The organism is Ottowia flava (assembly GCF_008017535.1).
GTDB classification, from domain to species: Bacteria; Pseudomonadota; Gammaproteobacteria; order Burkholderiales; family Burkholderiaceae_C; genus Ottowia; species Ottowia flava.
In genome coordinates, this window is the sequence record NZ_VRUA01000004.1 from 106666 (window position 1) to 125706 (window position 19041).

Below are 19041 nucleotides of genomic sequence, written 5' to 3' on the forward strand. Positions count from 1 at the left end.
ATCTGTTTATCGATTGCTGACCCTGGCAAATCGGTCGACGGGCGGCGGTTCGGCACACGCAGAAGCCGCGCTGCCAAGGCGATGCTCTAATCCCACCGCATGAGCACCACCGCCGACCTGATCACGGTCCTGAAGAAGGAGCTGAAGGCCGCCCACATGACCTACGCCGATCTGGCGCAGGCTTTGGACATGGCCGAATCCAGCATCAAGCGCATGCTGGCCAAGGGCGACATGCCGCTGTCGCGCATCGACGCGATCTGCCGTGCGCTGAAGCTGGACTTTGCCGAGCTGGCGCAGCGCGTGGCCGACACGCAGCCGCTGCTGACCGAGTTGACGGCCGAGCAGGAGCGCGCGGTGGTGGCGGACGAAAAGCTGCTGCTGGTGGCCATCAACGTGCTGAGCCAGTGGACGCTGGATCAGATGACCACGTCGTACCGCCTGAGCGAGGCCGAGGTGGTGAAGTACCTGGCGCAGCTGGACCGCGTGGGCATCATCGAGCTGAAGCCGCTGAACCGCTACCGCCTGAAGGTGGCCAAGACCTTTCGCTGGCGCCCCCACGGGCCGGTGATGCAGTACTTTCGCGAACACATCGTGCTGGACTATTTTGGCGGCGGCTTTGACGGGCCGGCCGAAGGGCTGGTGCTGGTGCACGGCAACGTGAGCCGCGCGCTGGCGCCGAGCTTCATGGAGCGGCTGCAGCGCGTGGCGCAGGACTTTGCGCAGCAGCACCAGATGGACCAGAAGCTCAAAGCCAGCGAGCGCGAAGGCTACACGCTGGTGATGGCGATGCGCGGGTGGGAGCCGGAAGCCTTCCTGCGTCTGCGCCGCTGATACTCTTTTTTTGATAGCTGGTCGCGCAGTATGCTGTAGGGCTAGATGGCGATTTCATTCAGATCCGCCATCCCAAGGTGACAGGCCCCTGCGCTGCGCGCCGCTAGCATGGCGGCATGAACACCTCCGCCCCCGACGAGGGCCGCATCGACACCGAGGTGCGCGGCCACCTGCTGCTGATCACCATCAACCGCCCGGCCAAGCGCAACGGCTTCACACCCGCCATGTACCGCCAGCTGGCCGCCGCGTACACGCGCCTGGACGACGAACCCGCGCTGCGCGTGGGCGTGCTGATGGCGGCGGGCGATCACTTCACCGCCGGCCTGGACTTGCCCACGTTTGCGCCGCTGATGCAGCGCGGCGAACAGGCCGCACCCGCCGGCGGCGTGGAGCCGACCGAGCCGGGCATGGCGGGGTACCGACGCCGGCAAAAGCCGGTGGTGGTCGCCGTCAAGGGCATCACCTACACGCTGGGGATCGAGCTGATGCTGGCCGCCGACGTGGTGGTCGCAGCCGACAACTGCCGCTTCTCGCAACTGGAGGTCAAGCGCGGCATCATGGCCACCGGCGGCGCCACGCTGCGCATGGCCGAGCGCGCTGGCGCCGGCAACGCGCTGTTGCATCTGCTGACCGGCGACGAGTTCGGCGCGGCCGAGGCGCTGCGTTTGAACTTCGTGCAGAAAGTCGTCCCGCCGGCGCAGGTAGAGCAGGAAACGCTACAGATTGCAGAGCAGATCGCGCAGCAAGCGCCGCTGGCCGTGGTCGCCACGCGGCTGAACGTGCTGAAGGCGATCGAGCACGGCCCGCTGGCGGCGATGGAAGAATTTGAAGCCACCCAGCAGCGCCTGTCGCGCAGCGAAGACGCGGCCGAGGGCGTGCGCTCCTTCGTCGAAAGGCGGCCGGCGAAGTTCACCGGGCGCTGACGCCTGGGTTCGGCCACGCGCTGGCGTGGGCCGGCGGATCAGCGCATCACGCCGCCTTTTCCATGTGCACCAGCGACACCGCGGGCGACACGACTTCGGTGCCCACGATGCGGTAGCCATGGCGCTGGTACAGGCGGATGTTGCCCTCGCTACGCGCGCCGGTGAACAGGGTGAAGCGGCGTACGCCCGCAGCCTGCGCCTCAATCGCTTGCAGCAGCGCCGCCCCCAGGCCCTGGCCCTGGTTCTGCGGATGCACGATCAGCCGCGCGATGGCGCATTCACCTGCCAGCACCCGCGCCCGCACCGAGCCGACGATGCGGCCGCCCGCATCCACCGCCTTCAGCACGGTGTGCGTGTCCCAGTCGGCCAGCGACACGGCCAGCGTTTCCGTCAGCGGCGGGATGGACCAGTCGTTGTAGAGGCGCGCTTCGGACTGAAAAGCCAGGTGCTGCAAGGCCAGGATGGCGGCGGCGTCTTCGCGCAGGGCGAGTTGGATGTCGGGCATGGGCGCGTCAGTTTGCGGCAGCGTCGTCGGGCTCGACCGGTGACAGGTACTGCGCGTCGCTGACCTGTTCCAGCCAGTTCACGGCCACGCCGTCCTGGGCTTCCTGAATGGCGATGTGGCTCATGGCGGTGGTGTCGGTAGCGCCGTGCCAGTGTTTCTGGCCGCAGTCGCAGTGCACCACGTCACCCGCGTGAATCGCCTTCTTGGGGCCGCCCCAGCACTGCGTCCAGCCGCTGCCGGCGGTCACGATCAGGTGCTGGCCGAGCGGGTGCGTGTGCCAGGCGGTGCGCGCGCCGGGCTCGAAGGTGACCAGCGTGGCAGAGGTGCGTCCGGGCTCGGTCGCGCCAAACAGCGGGTCCATGCGCACGGCGCCGGTGAAGCGGTCGGCCGGCCCTTTGGCGGAAGGGCGCGAACCGACGCGGTAGATCTGCATGGGCATGGGTGGGCTCCGTCTCAAGGTCCGGCAGACGTGGGCGTGGCGATCTCGTCGTAGCCACGGCCCAGGAACTGCAGCAGGCAAAAGCCGTGGCCGAAGGGATCGGCCAGCAGCGCGATGCGGCCCCAGTCGTGGCTGCGCGCCGCCTGCTCCAACACCGCGCCCGCCGCCACAGCGCGCGCAACGGCGGCGTCGACGTCGGGCACCACCAGATCCAGGTGCACCGGGGTCCAGTGACGGGCGTAGTCGCGCGGCGTTGGCGCGCTGGCCGTCGCGGGCGTGCCGGCGGCCTTGCGCAGCAGGTAGATGGGCGCACCGGCGCCCAGCAATTCAAGACCGTCGTCGCCGAAGCGGCGGCCCGTCGTCAGCCCCAGTGCGGAGGTGTAGAAGGCCTCGGCGCGCGCCAAGTCATCGACGTCGATGTTGACGAGCAACTGCACGCCATCAATCCTCTGGCGCGTCACCGTCCACGGCCGCCGGGGCGACGAACACGGTCAGCACGCCGGTGTAGCCGTACAGGTGATGGCGCGCGATTTCGCCGCCGGCAAAAAAGCCGACCAGTGGCACATCGCCCAGCGCGTGGCGCACGATCTGCAATTCCGCCCCCGGCGCGCCAAAGTGCGCGCCACCACGGCCCGCGCAGCTGATGTAGACCGCGCCGGCGATGCGCCGCGCCGGGTGCGGCGCCGACAGCGCGTGCGGCGCGGCCAGGGCGGCGGCGGTGAGCTCGGGCACCTCTTCGGGCTCCAGCTCCTCGCGGATTTCGGCGCAGATGCGCGTCAGGTCGGCGCGGGCCGCCTGCACGTTGCGCTGACAGAAGGCGATGCGCTGGCCGACGCGCGGGCGCTCGGCGATGGCAACGCCGCGCCGGCCAGGGTCGACGCCGATGATGTGGCGCACCACCACGTCGGGCCCGAAGTGGCCGCTGCGGCCCACGCCTTCTTCGCCGGGGCTGGACAGCCCAACCAGGGTCTGACGCACCACGTCCAGCGCTTCACGCGGGGCCTCCAGGCTGATGCGCAGATCGGCCAGCATCACGTCCAGTGCCGGTTGGCCATCCAGGGACAGCAGCACGTTGCCGTCGGCCCCGGTCACTTCGTGTTCCGGCGATACGGGAAGGCAGCCTTGCGTGACGCGCGCCACCAAGTCCACCCCTGCGCCGAATGCGACGCCGGACAACCCGCCCGAGATCACACCGCCCACGCCGCCTTGCCCGGCCACATGGCCCTGGCTGCCCACGGCAAATTGCAGCACCCGGCTGCGGCTGGACGACAACCCGCCGAACAGGTAGCCGGTGTCGGTGCGCTGGGCCAGCTCGGCCACCAGATCGGGCACGTCGGGCGTTTGCGCATCGGCGTGCACGAGTGCGGTGTGGGGCCGAAAGCGCGCGCCCGCTGTCAGCGGCATGACGCCCGAGAACACCCGGATCTGGTCTGCCGGCAAGTCGCACAGCATCACGCTGAGCGCCGGCTCGTCGATGTATTCGGCGTTGCTCGCACACACCCCCACCCCGACGGTCCCGGCCCAGTCGGTGACCTCGGGCAGTTCGGCGCCGAGAAGGTCCAGGATGTCCTGCGCAGCGCCGGCGTAATGATCGGTGATGTAGAGCAGGCCGAGCGCGGGTGCGTCGGCGTAATCGGCGCTGGCCATCTGCGCGCGCAACTGCGCCAGCACCAGGCCACAGGCCATCTGCCACTGGGGATGCGTGGCGTGGCCATAAGGAAACAGGTTCATGCGACTGGCGGGCGCTCTCGCCCGAATGGGTTGGACGCCTCAGCGCGGCTTGGCCGGTGGCGGCAGCGGCCAACCGGCGTTGCGCGCGGGTGCGGGCTCTCGCGCAGCGGCTTGCTTGCGCGGGGTCGCTGCCTTCTTGCGCGCCGCGCCGGTCTGCTTGGCGCCACGCTTGGCCGCTGGCTTCTTCTTGGCGGCGGTCTTGCCCGCGGGTTTGGCAGGGGTGGCTGCGGCGGTGGGGCCGGCGCCCTTGGCGGGGGCGGCTTCGCGCAGGGCGTTGGCAGCGATCTGCTGGAACTGCTGGGTCAGGGCACCCCACCACTGCATGCCATCGGCCAGACTCTTGGCCGCGGCGGTATGGGCCTCTTGCCCGGCATCCGCCTCCGGCGAAGCGGTCGACCCCTTGGGCTTGCGAGGACGCGCAGGCGGCGGCTCGACCACAGGCGCCGGGGCAGGTTCCGGCGCTGCCTCGGGCGGCGTCGGCTCGGGTGAGGCGACTGGCGCGGGCGCTGCCGCAGTCTGGTCAAAAGGCCATTGCGGTGCGGCCGCATCTGCCTTCGCTGCCGGCGCCTGCGCGGCAGGCGATGGCACCGGGACGGTAAACGCCTTCGCGACTTCCGCCATGCTGACGTTCATTCCCTGGAGCGTCGCCAGCGTCATCTTCTGCACCTCGAGCGCCTGCACCGTGGCCTTCAGTGCGGTGGCGTTCTGGTCCAGCCAGAACTGCACCGCCTTCAGCTCGGTGATGCGTCGGTCGAGCTCCTCGACGCTGACGGTGGGTGCCACCCATTGACCGAGCCCGGGCACGGTGCCGCCACCGGCTTTCTGCGCACTCGACAACTGCTGAAGGAAGTCGAATCCGGGGATGAACTTGCCGAAGGCTAAGGCGTTGGCGTCGCTCATGGATGCACCTCAGAACGGTGGGAGCCAGGTGGTCGCCGCGAGCCCGTCGAAGGCAGCGCAGCGGGTGTGGCCACAGCTTAACCGATCACCCTTTGGCATCGCCACCTTCTGCCACCTTCTGCTCTCCACGCTTGCGCGCGGGTGCGGACTTCAGTGCTTGTGCCCGCCGCCGTGGCCAGGGCTTGCGGGGGCGGTCGCCGCGGCGCGAACGGGCACCTTGAGGTCGGTACGCGACTCTTGGCCCTGCGCGTCGCGCCAGGTCAGCGTGAGTGGCACCGTCTCGCCCGCCTTGAGCGGGTGCTTCAGGTCCATCAGCATCAGGTGGTAGCCACCCGGCTTGAGTTCGACGGGCTTACCGGCGGGCAGCGCCAGCGAACCGATGGCGCGCATGCGCATGACCTCGCCTTGCATCGCCATTTCGTGCACCTCGGCCACGCCCGCGACATCGGTCGCCACACCCACCAGTTGCATCGGTGTGGCGGCCGTCAGCGTCATGAAGGCGCCCGTCGCCTTCTGGCCCGGAACGCTGGCCCGCGCCCAGGCGTCCGTGACGCGAACGGCCTCGGCCTGAGCCACAGCAGAGGTTGCTGGCGCCGCAGTGGCGGGAGACTGGGCCCAAGCCGTCAGGCTGCCTGCAAAAAGGCCAACACTGGCCAGCACGCGGAGGGGAATGCGGAGAAAAGTCATATCGGTTCCTAGGAAATTCGGGAAAAGGGCCGTGCGCAAGGTCGGCCCGGAAAGGGCGTGCAACGGGATAGCCGCGCAGGCGGCCCGGCATATGTCAGTTAAGGCGCGCGCAAGCGCCTCTGGCGCAATTCGATCTTCGGGCCGCCGCATGCCGCCAAGTCGCCGCGTGTCTGCCCGAACGTACCGTCGTCAGGAAACCACGCGATTTGGCAGACCGATCAAGCCCGCCCGACCGGCGGCCCCCGGGCGAGCAGCGGCGCCCAGGTCTCTGCCAACGGCGGCGCATCCACGTGCGTCCACCTCGGCACCTGCGCCACGGCGACGCGCTGCGCCACATGGGCCTGCAAGTCCAACGGCGGTGTGCCGGTCACCAGGCACAGCGCGCACTCCAGGGTGTGGCCGGACGGCGCACCGGCCGCGCCATCGTCGTCGTCCAGCGCGACCAGCTTGACCGCACCGTCCGTGCACACCAGCTGCATCGCGCGCGGCGCCACCCAGGGCGATGCGGCCGCAGCGCCCAGCGCCAGCGCGAACGCCACCAGCATGCAGCGGGCGATCCAAAGGCGCAGGACACGGGTCGACATGCACCCATTATCGGCCGGCGTCCGTTCGGCGACTGACGTGGGGGCGGCGGCGCGCTAGGCTGGCGGATTCATCCACACCGGAAAGACCCCACCACCATGTTCCAACTCTGCGGATTTGCCGCCAGCAACTACTACAACAAGGTCAAGCTCGCCCTGCTCGAAAAGGGCTTGCCGTTCGAGGAAAAACTGGCCTGGATCGGCGAAACCGACGCCGCCGCCAGCCCGCTCGGCAAGGTGCCCTACGCCATCACCGACGATGGTCCCTTGAGCGAATCGACCATCCTGCTGGAGTACCTGGAAGCCAAATACCCCACCCCCGCGCTGCTGCCCGCCGACGCCTACCAGGCCGCCAAGGTGCGCGAGCTGGTGCGCTACATCGAGCTGCACCTGGAGCTGGTCGCGCGCAACCTGTACCCGCAAGCCTTCTTCGGCGGCCAGATCAGCGAAGGCGCCAAGACCAAGACGCTGCCGCAGCTGCAGAAGAACGTCGCCGCGTTTGCCAAGCTGGCCAGGTTTTCGCCGTACGTCGCGGGCGAGCATTTCACGCTGGCCGATTGCGCCGCCATCGTGCACCTGCCGCTGGTGTCCAGCGCCAGCAAGATCGTCTACGGTGAAGACGTGCTGGCCGGGCTGCCGCTCAAGGACTACCTGAAGCAGATGGGCGAGCGCCCCGCTGTGCAAAAGGTGCAGGCCGACCGCAAGTCCAACACCGAACTGATGATGGCGCGGATGAAGGCGAAAGCCTGAGGCCCTTCCCCAACGCGCACCGCAGGCGCAACGCGCCGGGTGCGCTGCGCGGATGGCAGGTCCGCGCCTGAGCGGTCACGCAGCTCGCGAAGTGCAGGCGAGAAATTTGAACCAAATCACCCGCCAGCTCTACAACCACCTGCGCAACCAGCTATTTAATCAATAGCAATCAGTACTTCGGCGCGCGGCGCTCGCGCAGGCTGGCCACGCCCTCGTGCACGTCGGGGCCGCCAAAGCCCATGAATTCGAGCGCCAGCGAGGTGTCGAACGTCGGCCCTGCCTGGCGGTACCAGTTGTTGAGCGAATACTTGGTCCAGCGGATCGCCGTGGTGCTGCCGGCGGCCAGCTTGTCGGCCACTTCGTAGGCTTTGTCCAGCAGCTGGTCGTCGTCCACCGCCAGCGACACCAGGCCGATGCGCTCGGCCTCTTCGCCGGTCACGGCCTCACACAGCATCAGGTAGTACTTGGCCTTGGCCATGCCGCACAGCAGCGGCCAGCAGATGGCCGCGTGGTCGCCCGCCGCCACGCCCAGGCGCGTGTGGCCGTCAACGATCTTGGCGGACTTGGCGGCGATGGACACATCGGCCAGCAGGCCCGCCACCAGGCCCGCGCCCACGGCCGGCCCGTGCATCGCGCTGACGATGGGCTTTTCGCAATTGATCACGTTGTAGACCAGGTCGCGCGCTTCCTTCCACACGCGGGTGCGCACAGCAAAATCGGTCGCCATGTCCTGCACCAGCGCCAGGTCGCCGCCGCCGGAAAAGCCCATGCCTTCGCCGCGCAGCACAGCGCAGCGCACGGTCTCGTCCTTGTCGATGTCGCGCCAGATCTCGGAGAGCTCCCAGTGGCCTTCGTGGCCGGCGGTGGGCAGCTTGCCGTTCTTGGCCTTCATCTGCAGATCGATCACCGAGCCGTCGGGGCCGCGGCGGGTGATGGTCATGGTCTGGTAGCGGCTGTAATCGATCGCGGGCGTCGTCGTGCTCATGCGGTGGTCTCCTCGGGACGTAAAACCTTGGATCGTAGCGGCCCTGGCCATAATGCCCCGCATGCCGCCCGACGCTGCCCCCGCCACCGACACCTTGGGCGCGGCGTTGCGCCACGCCGCGCGCACCGCGCCCGGCCGGCCGCTGCTGCGCATGGCCGAGGGCGAATGGACCACCGCCGCGCTGGACGCGCAGTCCGACCGCGTGGCGCGCGGCCTGCGCGACCTGGGCGTGGCGCCGGGCGACCGCGTCAGCGTGATGCTGCCCAACCTGCCCGACTTCGTCGTCATCTGGTTCGCCCTGGCCAAGCTGGGCGCGGTGATGGCGCCGGTCAACACCGCCTTCACCGGCCAAGGCCTGGTGGACGCCATCCACCTGGTGCAAAGCCGCGTGCTGATCGCGCACGACAGCCTTGCCGCGCAATGGCGCGCCGCACGGCCTGCGCTGACGCAGCTAACGCATGTGCTGGTGCTGGGCGAAGCCGGCGCGGGTGAACAAGCCTTTGCCGCCGTGCCGCGCGACGCCCGCGCGGACGACCCGCCCTGGCCCGACGTGCAAGCGGCCGACCTGTGCCTGCTGCTGTACACGTCGGGCACCACCGGGCGGTCCAAGGCCGTCATGCTGGCGCACCGCTTTGTGCTGAGCCAGGCCGCCGCCTTCGGCCAGCAGCTGGGCTTGCGCGCGGACGACGTGCTGTACTGCCCGTACCCGCTGTTCCATCTGGACGCGTCGGTGCTCACCGTGGCGCCGGCCCTCGTGCTGGGCGCGGTGGCGGCCATTGGCGCGCGCTTTTCGGTGTCGCGTTACTGGGACGAGATGCGCGCCTTTGGCGCCACTGTGTTCGACTTCATGGGCGCCACGCTGACGCTGCTGTACAAGCAGCCGCCCTCGCCGAGCGACCGCGACCACCGCGCGCGCCTGGGCTGGGGCGTGCCCATGCCCGGCTGGGCCGACGACTTTGAACAGCGCTTTGGCTGCCGGCTGGTGGAGATCTACGGCTCGACCGAAGTCGGCCTGATCATGGCGCCCACGCCGGGCGAGGCGCGCCGCACCGGATCGTGCGGGCGCATCGGCCCCCTGTGGCGGGCCGAGCTGCACGACGCGGATGGCTTTGCCGTGCCCGTGGGCGCCAGCGGGGAATTGGTCGTGCGCCCGCGCGCGCCTGACGCGCTGATGCGCGGCTACTGGGCCATGCCCGACGCCACGCTGGCCGCGCTGCGCGACCAGTGGTTTCACACCGGCGACGTCATGCGCCAGGACGCCGACGGGCATTTCTACTTCGTCGGCCGCACCAAGGACATGGTGCGCCGGCGTGGCGAGAACATCTCCGCCGCCGAAGTCGAACAAGGCCTGGAGACACACCCCGCCGTGCAGGAAGCCGCCGTGTTCGGCGTGCCCAGCGAGCTGACCGAAGAAGAGGTGATGGCCTGCGTCGTGCTTCAACCCGGCGCCGCGCTGGCCGCTGCCGACCTGGCCACGCACGCCCGCGGCGCCATGGCGCGCTTCATGGTGCCGCGCTACATCCGCTTCATGGACGCGCTGCCGCGCACGCCCACCGACAAGGTGGAAAAATTCCGCCTGGCCGCCGAAGGCGTGACGGCCGACACCGTCGACACCGACTCCTTTCAACCGCCCACCACCCGCCCATGACCGCCACCGTCACCCTGCACCAAGACGGCGCCATCAGCGTCGTCACCCTGAACCGCCCCGAGCGCCTGAACGCGATGAACGCCGACCTGCTGCGCGACCTGCACGCGCAGCTGGAAACCGCGCAGGCCGACCCGGCCACCCAAGTCATCGTGCTGACCGGCGCGGGTCGTGCCTTCTGCGCGGGCGACGACCTGAAGGACTTTGGTGACCAGTCCGACTCGCCCGCCACCGTCGCGCAGACCTGCGAAGACATCCAGCGCGTCACCCGCGCCATCATGGGCGGCCCCAAGCTCGTCATCGGCGCAGTGCACGGCTATGCCGTCGGCGGCGGCTTTGAATGGGTGCTGAACTGCGACATGGTCGTCGCGGCCGACGACCTGATCGCCTTCTTCCCCGAGATGCAGCTGGGCCACTTCGTTACCGGCGGCGTCACCTACCTGCTGCCGCTGGCCCTGGGCCACCAGCGCGCTATGGAATTGATGGTGCTGGGCGAACGCCAGACGGCGCAACGCCTGCTGGACCTGGGCCTGGTCAACCGCGTCGTCCCCGCCGGTGACGCACTGCCGCAGGCGCTGGCCCTGGCGCGCACCGTTGCCGAACGCTCGCCGGTCGCCACGCGCCTGCTCAAGAAAGCCCTGGTCGGCCAGTCTGCTGCGCTGGCCGCCGCCATGGAGACCGAGCGCCAGAACGCCATGACCTGCTTTGCCAACCCCGACACCGCCGCGCGCATCGCTGCGTCGCTGCCCGGCAAAGGCTGACCCACGTCCACGGATGCACGCCATGCCCCAAGCCCTGTTCCACCTCGCCTACCACGTCACCGACCTGGACGAAGCCCGCCGCTTTTACGGCGGCGTGCTCGGCTGCCGCGAAGGCCGGAGCACCGACACCTGGGTCGACTTCGACTTCTTCGGCCACCAACTCTCGCTGCACCTGGGCGAGCCGTTTCACACCGCCGACACCGGCAAAGTCGGCGACCACTGGGTGCCCATGCCGCACCTGGGCCTGATCCTGCAACGCCAGGACTGGCAAGCCATGGCCGACCGCCTGCAAGCCGCCGGCACGGAATTCGTCATCGCGCCGCACCTGCGCTTTGAAGGTCAGCCGGGCGAGCAGTGGACGATGTTCTTCCGCGACCCGTTCGGCATTCCGATTGAGATCAAGGGGTTTGAGGATTTGGGGGCGGTGTACGCAAGGTGAGCTCTCGATGATTCGATTGGGGCCGTTCTTGGACCAGATTCACGTGAGCTTTGCTGCGAATAGGTTCATCAATTGTGGCGCCGTTACCGGCCAGAAGCAGACGTAGGCGTCATTCAGCTGGAGTAAAAAAAGTGGTGAAGTCGATTGGTGAGCATGTTGATCTTTATCTAAGTCACATCACGCCCAGACCCAATGACCCGACTTATTCGGTACTCAAAGCACATCTATTATTCGAGGAAATGCTGAGGGGCTATCTAAGAAGAAAACTACCGAATGCCGCTGCCCTGGATGGGGCGCGACTTAGTTTCAGTCAAAGGTTGGCCCTATGTCGCTCGTTAACACCTGTCGAGCAGGTTCAAGGCTGGTTGTGGACCGGAGTAGAGAAGCTCAATACTTTACGAAATTACCTTGCACATGGTGCCGGCAGCAAAGATCTAGAAAAAGAAATCGACAAATATGTCAAATTTGTTGTCGATGCGGCTGGCACACCGCTCCCCGAACCTACAGCTCATGCTAATAGCTCGACTCCCGACATGCAGGCTAATTCGCTGAATTATCTCGCTGTAGATATGGTAACAATTCGGCTGTATTACCTTTTGGCAGGGGAATTAGGCTTTAAGGTTGATTAAATTCGAAAACTAACCACCGAAATGCCCGCTTTGACTCGAAAGCTGACTGCGTGAATTTTCATCCTGAACGAGCGAAGAGCAACCATTCCACAATGGCAAAACTTGGCCGCCCTTGAAGAAAAAAAGAGCCGTTTTTACGGCTCTTTTTATTCAACGTCGGTTTCTCACACCAACAACGCATTCACCCGTCGCACATACGCCGCCGGGTCCTCCGGCAGCCCGCCTTCAGCCAGCAGCGCCTGATCAAACACCACGTGCGCCAGGTCGTTGAACTGCGGCGTGTTCGCGTCCATGCCTTCGAGCTTTTTGACCAGCGGGTGCTCGGCGTTGATTTCCAGCACGGGCTTGGTCTCGGGCACGGGTTGGCCGGCTTGTTTGAGCATGCGGGCCAGCTGCATGCTCATGCCTGCATCCTTGACGACCAGGCAGGCGGGTGAGTCGACCAGGCGGGTGGTGACGCGCACGTCTTCGGCCTCGTTCTTCAGCACGTCCTTGAGCTTTTCCAGCAGCGGCTTGACGGTTTCGGCGGCGGCTTCGGCAGCTTTCTTTTCGGCCTCGTCTTGCAGGTCGCCCAGGTCGACCGCGCCTTTGGCGACGGACTGCAGCGGCGTGCCGTCGAATTCGCGCAGGAAGGACAGCGCCCATTCGTCCACGCGGTCGGTCATCAGCAGGACTTCAATGCCCTTTTTCTTGAACAGCTCCAGCTGTGGGCTGTTGCGCGCGGCGGCGGCGGTGTCGGCGGTGATGTAGTAGATGGCCTTCTGGCCTTCCTTCATGCGCGCCTTGTAGTCGGCGAAGGACACGGTTTCGGTGTCCACGGTGCTGGAGGCGTAGCGCAGCAGCTTGGCGATGCGCTCGCGGTTGGCGGTGTCTTCGCCGAGGCCTTCCTTCAGCACCGCGCCGAATTCGCGCCAGAAGGTGGCGTACTTGCCGGATTCGTTGTCTTCGGCAAACTTGGCCGCCGCGTCGGCCGCGGTGGGCGCGTCGTTCTTGTCGACCACGTCGGTCACGGCGTCGCCTTGCAGCTCGGTCGGCTCGGGTGCGGGGGTGGAATCACCACTGCCGACGTCGATCTTGCCTTCTGAGGCGGGCGCTTCGGTGGCCGCAGCGGTGCCGGCGGTATCCTGCGCCTTGGCCATGTCTTCCAGCATGCTGAGCACGCGGCGCGTGTTGCCGTCGCGGATGGCGCGCACGTCGCGGCTTTCTTGCAGCAGCTCGCGGCTGACGTTCAGCGGCAGGTCGGCCGAATCGACCACGCCCTTGATGAAGCGCAGGTAGCGCGGGATGAGCTGCTCAGCGTCGTCCATGATGAACACGCGCTTGACGTACAGCTTGATGCCGGCCTTCTTGTCGCGGTCCCACAGGTCCATGGGCGCGTGGCTGGGCACGTACAGCAGCTGCGTGTACTCGGTGCTGCCTTCAACGCGGTTCAGGCTCCAGGCCAGCGGCGGCTCCCAGTCGTGGGCGATCTGCTGGTAGAAGTCCTTGAACTGCTGGTCGGTGATGTCTTTCTTGGGGCGCGTCCACAGCGCGTTGGCCTGGTTGACGGTTTCCCATTCGCCGGTCTTGACCATCTGGCCCGGCTGGCCTTCTTCCTTGCCCTCCTCCCACTTCTCGCCTTCCATCTTGATGGGCAGGGAGATGTGGTCGGAATATTTGTTGATCAGCTCCTTCAGGCGCCAGCCGTCCGCAAAGTCCAGCGCGTCTTCACGCAGGTGCAGGATCACGCTGGTGCCGCGCGCTTCGCGGGTGATGGTTTCGACCTCGAAGTCGCCATCGCCCTTGCTGGTCCAGCGCACGCCTTCGCTGGCGGGCAGGCCGGCGCGGCGCGATTCGACGGTGATCTTGTCGGCAACGATGAAGCCCGAGTAGAAGCCCACGCCAAACTGGCCGATCAGCTGCGAATCGGCCTTCTGGTCGCCCGACAGCTTGCTCATGAACTCCTTGGTGCCGCTCTTGGCGATGGTGCCCAGGTGGGCAATCGCCTCGGCTTCGCTCATGCCGATGCCGGTGTCGGTCACCGTGAGCGTCTTGGCGGCCTTGTCGAAGCTGATGCGCACTTCCAGCTCGGGCTGGTCGCCGTACAGCGACGGGTTGGCCAGCGCCTCAAAGCGCAGCTTGTCGCAGGCGTCGGACGCGTTGGAGATCAGCTCGCGCAGGAAGATCTCTGGGTTGGAATACAGCGAATGGGTGACCAGGTGCAGCAGCTGGGCCACTTCGGCCTGGAAGGCGTGTTTTTGGGTACTCATGGTGGATGGATCAGGTCAAAGACAAACAAAAAAAGGATCGCCATGGGGCGAAAGGGGCAGCGGCCAGAAAAAAGCGCGCCCGCTGGGGCGCTAGGTTAGGGCGGGAAGCGATTTTTCAAGCCTGCCGGCCCAGGAAGCAGCCTGGGCCACCACGCACAGTCCCGCGCGAATGGGGGCAGCCCCGCTTAAAACCGCTCGCCCGGCCCCAGGTAGCGCCACTGCCCCACTGGCAGGTGGCCCAACACCACGCCGCCGATGCGCACGCGTTTCAGGCCGGTCACCTTCAGGCCCACGGCTTCGCACATGCGGCGGATCTGGCGCTTCTTGCCTTCTTTCAGGATGAAGCGCAGCTGCTCGGGGTTTTGCCAGTCGACGCGCGCGGGCAGCAGCGGCTTGCCGTCCAGGCTCAGGCCGTGGCGCAGACGCGCCAGCTGCGCGGGCGGGAAGGCGCGCTGCACGTCCACGGCGACGTCGCCAAAGGCCACGCGCACCAGGTATTCCTTTTCGACGTCGGAGTCTTCGCCGATCAAATGGCGCGCCACGCGGCCGTCCTGCGTCAGCACCAGGAGGCCGGTCGAATCGATGTCCAGCCGGCCGGCCGGTGCCAGCCCACGCAGTTGCGACGGCGCAAAGCGCGTGCGCGATGCGTCGTCACGCCAATGGTTGCGGCCCTGCACCAGCACGACGGCGGGCTCGTAGCCGTCTTCGGCCTGGCCGCTGACGTAGCCGACGGGCTTGTGCAGCAGGATGGTCACGCGCTGCGCTTGCGATTCGTCGGCGCGGCGGTCCACCGTCACGCGGTCTTGCGGGCCGACCTTGGTGCCCATGGGCGCGACCTCGCCATTGACCTTGACCCAGCCGCGCTCGATCCATTCGTCCGCCTCGCGGCGCGAGCACAGGCCCATGTCGGCCAGGCGCTTGTTCAGGCGGACAGTGCCCGCGTCGCCGCCGGACGGTCGGGCGTCGGGCGGCGCGGCGCGGCGAAAACGGGGAGCATCGGACATGGGCGAATTATCGGCGGCGGGCGTGCCGCACCGCCTGGACGCGGCGAACGTTCACCGCCATCAGGCGCGGCGGGGGTGTTCACATGCGCGTGCGCAGCAGGTGCGTTTTGCTTTATTGTTGATAGCTGCTCGCGCAGATGGTTGTAGGGCTATCGCCACAAAACACCCTCAAATCGCCACCGCGTAGGCCACCAGGATCAGGGCCACCACCAACGCCAACGTGCCCATCAGCAGGCGGCGCCACAGCGGTGGCGCATGGCCCAGCTCCATGAACGCCAGCACCACGCCGAGCCCCTTGAACCAGGCCAGCCCGAACACCAGCGCCATCAGCGGCAGGCTGGACTGGCGCAGCGCGCCGCTGGAGCCCAGCCACGCGGTGAAGCCAGTGGCCGCCAGCAAGAGCAGCCAGACGAGGTTGAGCCAGTGCGTGGGTTTCATCGGTGCTTCAACGCATCACGTAGACCAAGGGGAACAGCACCAGCCACAGCAGGTCCACCAAGTGCCAGAACGCGGCGGCTGTCTCCAGCCCGTGCACCTGCGCGTCGGCCTGCGGTCGGCGCGCGATGGCCACGCCCACCACCGCCAGCGCGATCAGGCCGACCAGCACGTGGGCCAGATGAAAGCCGGTCAGGATGAAGTAGAAGTCGAAGAACAGGTTGGTCGACAGGCCAATGCCCTGCGCCGCCTTGTCGGCGTATTCGCCGATCTTGACCACCACAAAGCCCGCGCCCAGCAGCCAGCCAGCGCCCAGCCAGCCCAGCGCCGCGCGGCGCGATGCTGCATCGCGCAAGGCGTGCACGGCGCGCGCCACGCACCAGCTGGCCGTGAGCAGCAGCGCGGTGTTGAGCGCACCGGTCGACAGGTCAAGGTGCTGCTGAGCGGCGTTGAACAGCTCGACGTGCCGCGCCCGGGTGAAGGCAAAGGCCACGAACATGACGCTGAACGTGGCCAGCTCCAGCGCAATGACGTACCAGATGAACAGGTCGCCGGGCAGGCGTGGGGCGCGTTGCGCGGTGGCGGTCGCCATGGTCTTCAGACGCGCGGGGACGTGTGCAGCCGAACCTGGGGGGGTTCCCTATGTTCGCCGCTTATGCTATTTTTAAGATAGCTGTCAGCGCAGGTGGTTCTAAGGCCAAGTCGCAAAATCACTTCAAAAACCTCGGTTCACTGCGGCCCCGGCGGTGTCTGTGCGCCTGGCATGGCCACGATGGCGACCGGCTCGGGTTGCAGCAGCGAACCTTCGCGCCAGCCCTTCCACGTGGCGATGGCGAGCAGCACGATGACGACCGACGCGACCGCCAGTGTCAGCATGGCCAGCATTTGCATGCCAGGGTGCTGCACGGCCAACCGCAACGTCAGCGTGGCGAAGGCCGCCAGGGGGAAGCCCATCGACCAGAACGCGATCGAGAACGGCTGCGCCAGCATGCGCCGCACCAGGTGGCCGCTCCACAGCACGAAAAACAGCGCCATGCCCCAGCACATCCACGCCAGCACCACCGGTCCGCCCAGCACCAGCACGCTGCTGCCGATCACCGCCGGCGGCGCCACGGTGATGAAGGTCAGCGGCAGCAAACGCTCGGCCCACAGCCCCTGCGTGGCGATGCGCACCACCAGCAGCGCCAGCACCAGCGGCCACAGCAGCACGCCGATGCCGAACTGCGCCGCTGACCACGCCGGCGCGCCCAGCGCCACGCCGGCGAGCGGCGCCAGCACATTGCCCACCACCGGCAGGATCAGCCCCGGCGTCACCGCGGGCCAGCCCAGCGCCTGCGCCTTGTCGGCGCTGAGCCAACGCCCCAGCACCCACAGCGTGACGGCGAACTGCGCCAGCGACCCGAGCCACCACAGCACCGCGACCCAGGGCTCGACCCCGACCAGCGACACCGCTGCCGTGGCCAACAGGATCAGGGAGATCGGCAGCGTTGCGACAAAGGTGTGGCGCACCGGGTGCTTCAGGTCGGCCGCCAGCGCCGGCGCGTGGTGCTGCCAGCGCAGCACCGAAAACAAAAGCAGCACCGCGAACATCACCGCCGCCAGCACCGCCAGCACCATCGCGCCCGCCCCCGCCATGTCGCCCAGGATCGGCGCAGCGCGGCCCCAGGCCAGCGACAGGCCCGTCAGCCCCATCACGATCGCGAACCAGTTGGGCGCGAGGTACTTCAAGGCATCGGGAGCGTGTGGCATGCGGGGATGATGCCACGCGTTCCGCTGCCGTTTTTGCGGCGGATCAGCGAAGTGCTCGGGGGACTATCGGCGCTGAAAGTCGGGTTGGCGCCGTTCCGCCATCGCCGCCACGCCCTCCTTGAAGTCCTCGGTGGCGTACTGGACCTGCTGGATGACCAGTTCGCGCTCGTTGGCCTTGCGCACGCGCTCCGCGAGGCCCAGGCGCAAGGTTTCGCGCGTGCTCTCGACCGCCAGCGGCGCGGAAACGGCGATGTCCGCCGCCAGATCCAAAGCCCGTTCACGCACCTGATCGAGCGGTGCGAGCACGTCCGCCAGGCCGATGCGCACGGCCTCCTCGCCATCCACGCGCCGCCCCGTGTAGAACAGTTGCGCCGCCTGTTGCTCGCCGATCAGGCGAGGCAGCGTGACGCTCAAGCCAAAACCCGGATGGAAACCGAGGCGGTTGAAGTTGGCACTGAAGCGCCCCTCAGGGCAAGACACGCGAAAGTCCGCCGCCACCGCGAGGCCCAGGCCTGCGCCGACCGCAGCCCCCTGTACCGCTGCCACGATCGGCTTGCGGGTAGCGAACAGGCGCATCGCCTGCGTGTAGAAGCGCGCGGTGTCGCGCGCGGCGCCGTCGCCGGCACCGCTGAAATCGGCCCCGGCGCTGAAGACCTTGCCGCTGGCCGCCAGCACGATGGCGCGGCAGCGGTCATCGCCGTCCAGGCGCTCCAGCGCTTCGGCCAATTCGGTCAGCCCATCGACGTTCAGGTGGTTGTGCGGCGGCCGGTTCAGCTCCAGAAGGGCGACGAAGGGGCGAAGACCGTGCGCCTCGGCAACCTGGCTCACTGGACCTCCAGCTTGGCAATGGCGACGTACTTCGGCCACTTGGCCCTTTCGGTGCGCTCGAAGTTCGCGAGCTCTGCCAGGCTGACCTTGTGCGGCGTGAAGCCAAACCCTTCCAGCCGCGACTTGATCGGGTCGGTGGTCACCGCCTCGTTGATGAGATCGTTCAACTGCTGTTGAATGGCGACCGGCGTGCCTGCGGGCACCGCGACGCCGAGAAAGCCCGCGCTGACGTCGAAATCGGGGTACGTTTCCCGCACCAGCGGCACCTGCGGAAACCGCTTGAGCCGTTCGCCGCTGTGCACGGCCAGCGCGCGCAACTGCCCCGACGCGACGAACGCATCGCCCTGAACGGTGTCGGTGAACACCACCTGGAGCTGACCGGCCATCAGCTCCGTCATGGCCTGACCCACCTGCTTGTAGGGAACGCCGGTCATGGTGATGCCGGCGGTGGCCGCAAACATCGCGGACGAGACGCTCGAGGTGGCGTTGAAGTACCCGTAGTTCAGCTTGCCAGGCTCCGCCTTGGCCGCCTGAACGAACTCCGCCACCGTCTTGTAGAGCGAGCTGGGGTTGACGAGCAGGTAGAACGAACCCTGTCCAAAGCTGCCGACCAGGCGGAAGTCCTTGCCCGGGTCGTAGGGCAGCTTCTTGAACAAGCTGGGGTTGGCCAGGTGGGTGGACGTGGTGGCCAGCAGCAGCACCGTGCCATCCGCAGGCCCCTTGCGAGCGGCTTCCACGCCGATGATGCCGTTGGCACCAGGGCGGTTGTCCACCGTCACCGGGCGGCCTGTTTTCTTCGTGAGCCATTCCCCCAGCATGCGCGCGGAGATGTCGCCCGAGCCCCCGGGGCCAAACGGCACGATGATCTGGATGGGTTTTCCTTCCGCCCAGGCTGGCGTTCCTGCGGCCAGCGTGGCCCCGAATGCAGCGCCGCAGCGCAGCAGTTGACGACGATTCATAGGCATCTTGA

General features: G+C 67.5%; 22 protein-coding genes. 7 read left to right on the forward strand and 15 right to left on the reverse strand.

What is annotated here, in order from left to right; translation table 11 throughout:
• Positions 1 to 99: 99 nt before the first annotated feature.
• Entirely contained in the window at positions 100 to 831 is a 732-nt protein-coding gene (locus FVQ98_RS06580) for a helix-turn-helix domain-containing protein (RefSeq protein ID WP_147912636.1), read from the forward strand.
• 116 nt (positions 832 to 947) lie between these two features.
• Positions 948 to 1754: a crotonase/enoyl-CoA hydratase family protein gene (locus FVQ98_RS06585; protein ID WP_147912637.1), complete on the forward strand. Its 807-nt coding sequence runs from the start codon at positions 948 to 950 to the stop codon at positions 1752 to 1754.
• Positions 1755 to 1800: 46 nt separating this feature from the next.
• Here FVQ98_RS06585 and FVQ98_RS06590 read toward each other — a convergent pair whose 3' ends face one another.
• The 7 genes from FVQ98_RS06590 to FVQ98_RS06620 all read right to left on the reverse strand — a co-directional run bounded on the left by FVQ98_RS06590 (position 1801) and on the right by FVQ98_RS06620 (position 6600).
• Positions 1801 to 2259: a GNAT family N-acetyltransferase gene (locus FVQ98_RS06590; protein ID WP_147912638.1), complete on the reverse strand. Its 459-nt coding sequence runs from the start codon at positions 2257 to 2259 to the stop codon at positions 1801 to 1803.
• A gap of 7 nt (positions 2260 to 2266) precedes the next feature.
• Positions 2267 to 2692 (reverse strand): (R)-mandelonitrile lyase, encoded by a 426-nt coding sequence (locus FVQ98_RS06595; protein WP_147912756.1) that lies wholly within the window; start codon positions 2690 to 2692, stop codon positions 2267 to 2269.
• A gap of 20 nt (positions 2693 to 2712) precedes the next feature.
• The gene (locus tag FVQ98_RS06600; protein ID WP_147912639.1) at positions 2713 to 3135 is read right to left on the reverse strand and encodes a VOC family protein; all 423 of its coding nucleotides are present in this window, start codon (positions 3133 to 3135) and stop codon (positions 2713 to 2715) included.
• Positions 3136 to 3139: 4 nt separating this feature from the next.
• Positions 3140 to 4429: an FIST signal transduction protein gene (locus FVQ98_RS06605; protein ID WP_147912640.1), complete on the reverse strand. Its 1290-nt coding sequence runs from the start codon at positions 4427 to 4429 to the stop codon at positions 3140 to 3142.
• Positions 4430 to 4468: 39 nt separating this feature from the next.
• Positions 4469 to 5329: a PhaM family polyhydroxyalkanoate granule multifunctional regulatory protein gene (locus FVQ98_RS06610; protein ID WP_147912641.1), complete on the reverse strand. Its 861-nt coding sequence runs from the start codon at positions 5327 to 5329 to the stop codon at positions 4469 to 4471.
• Between the two features lie 150 nt (positions 5330 to 5479).
• Positions 5480 to 6016 (reverse strand): copper chaperone PCu(A)C, encoded by a 537-nt coding sequence (locus tag FVQ98_RS06615; RefSeq protein ID WP_147912642.1) that lies wholly within the window; start codon positions 6014 to 6016, stop codon positions 5480 to 5482.
• A 218-nt stretch (positions 6017 to 6234) separates the two neighbouring features.
• The gene (locus tag FVQ98_RS06620) at positions 6235 to 6600 is read right to left on the reverse strand and encodes a DUF2946 family protein (protein WP_147912643.1); all 366 of its coding nucleotides are present in this window, start codon (positions 6598 to 6600) and stop codon (positions 6235 to 6237) included.
• A gap of 96 nt (positions 6601 to 6696) precedes the next feature.
• Here FVQ98_RS06620 and FVQ98_RS06625 point away from each other — a divergent pair, with 96 nt between their 5' ends.
• Positions 6697 to 7347: a glutathione S-transferase gene (locus tag FVQ98_RS06625; RefSeq protein ID WP_147912644.1), complete on the forward strand. Its 651-nt coding sequence runs from the start codon at positions 6697 to 6699 to the stop codon at positions 7345 to 7347.
• Positions 7348 to 7516: 169 nt separating this feature from the next.
• Here the strand turns inward: FVQ98_RS06625 and FVQ98_RS06630 are convergent, their stop codons facing one another.
• A complete protein-coding gene (locus FVQ98_RS06630; RefSeq protein ID WP_187265654.1) occupies positions 7517 to 8332 on the reverse strand; it encodes an enoyl-CoA hydratase/isomerase family protein in 816 nt (271 codons plus the stop codon).
• A gap of 61 nt (positions 8333 to 8393) precedes the next feature.
• Here FVQ98_RS06630 and FVQ98_RS06635 point away from each other — a divergent pair, with 61 nt between their 5' ends.
• The 4 genes from FVQ98_RS06635 (at position 8394) to FVQ98_RS06650 (ending at position 11806) form a co-directional block, all read left to right on the forward strand.
• The gene (locus FVQ98_RS06635; protein ID WP_187265655.1) at positions 8394 to 9980 is read left to right on the forward strand and encodes an AMP-binding protein; all 1587 of its coding nucleotides are present in this window, start codon (positions 8394 to 8396) and stop codon (positions 9978 to 9980) included.
• Entirely contained in the window at positions 9977 to 10738 is a 762-nt protein-coding gene (locus tag FVQ98_RS06640) for an enoyl-CoA hydratase/isomerase family protein (RefSeq protein ID WP_147912646.1), read from the forward strand. Before FVQ98_RS06635 ends, FVQ98_RS06640 begins: the two co-directional genes overlap by 4 nt.
• 22 nt (positions 10739 to 10760) lie before the next feature.
• Positions 10761 to 11177 (forward strand): VOC family protein, encoded by a 417-nt coding sequence (locus FVQ98_RS06645; protein ID WP_147912647.1) that lies wholly within the window; start codon positions 10761 to 10763, stop codon positions 11175 to 11177.
• Positions 11178 to 11308: 131 nt separating this feature from the next.
• A complete protein-coding gene (locus FVQ98_RS06650) occupies positions 11309 to 11806 on the forward strand; it encodes a hypothetical protein (protein WP_147912648.1) in 498 nt (165 codons plus the stop codon).
• Between the two features lie 164 nt (positions 11807 to 11970).
• On the opposite strand, the gene htpG is transcribed toward FVQ98_RS06650, so the two are convergent.
• The 7 genes from htpG to FVQ98_RS06685 form a co-directional block, all read right to left on the reverse strand.
• Positions 11971 to 14055 carry a molecular chaperone HtpG gene (gene htpG / locus FVQ98_RS06655; protein ID WP_147912649.1) on the reverse strand — a complete coding sequence of 695 codons (2085 nt, stop codon included), beginning with the start codon at positions 14053 to 14055 and terminating at the stop codon, positions 11971 to 11973.
• Between the two features lie 185 nt (positions 14056 to 14240).
• Positions 14241 to 15059, reverse strand: coding sequence for a pseudouridine synthase (locus FVQ98_RS06660; RefSeq protein ID WP_147912650.1), 819 nt, complete (start codon positions 15057 to 15059; stop codon positions 14241 to 14243).
• Between the two features lie 168 nt (positions 15060 to 15227).
• Positions 15228 to 15497: a cytochrome C oxidase subunit IV family protein gene (locus tag FVQ98_RS06665; protein ID WP_147912651.1), complete on the reverse strand. Its 270-nt coding sequence runs from the start codon at positions 15495 to 15497 to the stop codon at positions 15228 to 15230.
• Between the two features lie 7 nt (positions 15498 to 15504).
• Complete coding sequence (locus FVQ98_RS06670) at positions 15505 to 16086, reverse strand: cytochrome c oxidase subunit 3 family protein (RefSeq protein WP_147912652.1); 582 nt, start codon at positions 16084 to 16086, stop codon at positions 15505 to 15507.
• Between the two features lie 137 nt (positions 16087 to 16223).
• Positions 16224 to 17243, reverse strand: coding sequence for an SLAC1 family transporter (locus FVQ98_RS06675; protein WP_147912653.1), 1020 nt, complete (start codon positions 17241 to 17243; stop codon positions 16224 to 16226).
• Between the two features lie 63 nt (positions 17244 to 17306).
• Positions 17307 to 18071, reverse strand: a complete 765-nt coding sequence (locus FVQ98_RS06680; RefSeq protein ID WP_147912654.1) for an enoyl-CoA hydratase/isomerase family protein — start codon at positions 18069 to 18071, stop codon at positions 17307 to 17309.
• Positions 18068 to 19036 carry a Bug family tripartite tricarboxylate transporter substrate binding protein gene (locus FVQ98_RS06685; protein ID WP_147912655.1) on the reverse strand — a complete coding sequence of 323 codons (969 nt, stop codon included), beginning with the start codon at positions 19034 to 19036 and terminating at the stop codon, positions 18068 to 18070. The genes FVQ98_RS06680 and FVQ98_RS06685 overlap by 4 nt, the downstream gene beginning before the upstream one ends.
• Positions 19037 to 19041 lie beyond the last annotated feature (5 nt).

Excerpts from the sequence above, each read along its gene's own strand:
- FVQ98_RS06630 (WP_187265654.1), bottom strand. The coding sequence starts at position 8,332 with ATGAGCACGACGACGCCCGCGATCGATTACAGCCGCTACCAGACCATG.
- FVQ98_RS06665 (WP_147912651.1), bottom strand. The coding sequence starts at position 15,497 with ATGAAACCCACGCACTGGCTCAACCTCGTCTGGCTGCTCTTGCTGGCG.
- FVQ98_RS06675 (WP_147912653.1), bottom strand. The coding sequence starts at position 17,243 with ATGCCACACGCTCCCGATGCCTTGAAGTACCTCGCGCCCAACTGGTTC.
- FVQ98_RS06610 (WP_147912641.1), bottom strand. The coding sequence starts at position 5,329 with ATGAGCGACGCCAACGCCTTAGCCTTCGGCAAGTTCATCCCCGGATTC.
- FVQ98_RS06605 (WP_147912640.1), bottom strand. The coding sequence starts at position 4,429 with ATGAACCTGTTTCCTTATGGCCACGCCACGCATCCCCAGTGGCAGATG.
- FVQ98_RS06620 (WP_147912643.1), bottom strand. The coding sequence starts at position 6,600 with ATGTCGACCCGTGTCCTGCGCCTTTGGATCGCCCGCTGCATGCTGGTG.
- FVQ98_RS06595 (WP_147912756.1), bottom strand. The coding sequence starts at position 2,692 with ATGCAGATCTACCGCGTCGGTTCGCGCCCTTCCGCCAAAGGGCCGGCC.
- htpG (WP_147912649.1), bottom strand. The coding sequence starts at position 14,055 with ATGAGTACCCAAAAACACGCCTTCCAGGCCGAAGTGGCCCAGCTGCTG.
- FVQ98_RS06685 (WP_147912655.1), bottom strand. The coding sequence starts at position 19,036 with ATGCCTATGAATCGTCGTCAACTGCTGCGCTGCGGCGCTGCATTCGGG.
- FVQ98_RS06625 (WP_147912644.1), top strand. The coding sequence starts at position 6,697 with ATGTTCCAACTCTGCGGATTTGCCGCCAGCAACTACTACAACAAGGTC.
- FVQ98_RS06640 (WP_147912646.1), top strand. The coding sequence starts at position 9,977 with ATGACCGCCACCGTCACCCTGCACCAAGACGGCGCCATCAGCGTCGTC.
- FVQ98_RS06590 (WP_147912638.1), bottom strand. The coding sequence starts at position 2,259 with ATGCCCGACATCCAACTCGCCCTGCGCGAAGACGCCGCCGCCATCCTG.
- FVQ98_RS06635 (WP_187265655.1), top strand. The coding sequence starts at position 8,394 with ATGCCGCCCGACGCTGCCCCCGCCACCGACACCTTGGGCGCGGCGTTG.
- FVQ98_RS06670 (WP_147912652.1), bottom strand. The coding sequence starts at position 16,086 with ATGGCGACCGCCACCGCGCAACGCGCCCCACGCCTGCCCGGCGACCTG.
- FVQ98_RS06615 (WP_147912642.1), bottom strand. The coding sequence starts at position 6,016 with ATGACTTTTCTCCGCATTCCCCTCCGCGTGCTGGCCAGTGTTGGCCTT.
- FVQ98_RS06645 (WP_147912647.1), top strand. The coding sequence starts at position 10,761 with ATGCCCCAAGCCCTGTTCCACCTCGCCTACCACGTCACCGACCTGGAC.
- FVQ98_RS06580 (WP_147912636.1), top strand. The coding sequence starts at position 100 with ATGAGCACCACCGCCGACCTGATCACGGTCCTGAAGAAGGAGCTGAAG.
- FVQ98_RS06585 (WP_147912637.1), top strand. The coding sequence starts at position 948 with ATGAACACCTCCGCCCCCGACGAGGGCCGCATCGACACCGAGGTGCGC.
- FVQ98_RS06660 (WP_147912650.1), bottom strand. The coding sequence starts at position 15,059 with ATGTCCGATGCTCCCCGTTTTCGCCGCGCCGCGCCGCCCGACGCCCGA.